Annotated in this window: 1 protein-coding gene; it reads left to right on the top strand. The window is 35.1% G+C overall.

Annotated elements, in window-relative coordinates:
* Positions 1-382 (top strand): OmpA family protein (locus GN138_RS15900; RefSeq protein ID WP_157364979.1); only part of this gene is annotated, 382 nt, incomplete at both ends.

The raw sequence follows: 382 nt of genomic DNA, 5'->3' as shown, positions 1-382 counted from the left end.
AAGTACCTGTTAAAGGTGTAAATGAAGAAGAAAACAACGTTCAAATTTCTTTAGACCCAATTGAGAAAATTATAGAACATGCACAAGTTGTCTTGGCGCCTATTTACTTTGAGTTTGATAAATCTAACATCACTGCCCAAGGTGCATTTGAATTAGATAAACTAGTACAAGTAATGAACAAATATCCAGAGATGGTAATAAAAGCTACCTCGCATACTGATAGTAGAGGTTCTGAATCTTATAATGCCAATTTATCTGATAGAAGAGCCAAAACTACCGTACAGTACGTAATCTCTAAAGGTATTGATGAATCTCGTATCTCTGGTGAAGGTAAAGGCGAATCTGAACCTAAAGTAGACTGCTCTAATGGTTGTACTAAAGA

The sequence above is a fragment of the Winogradskyella endarachnes genome, from assembly GCF_009741275.1.
Lineage (GTDB): Bacteria > Bacteroidota > Bacteroidia > Flavobacteriales > Flavobacteriaceae > Winogradskyella > Winogradskyella endarachnes.
This window is presented reverse-complemented; position numbering and strand designations above follow the sequence as displayed.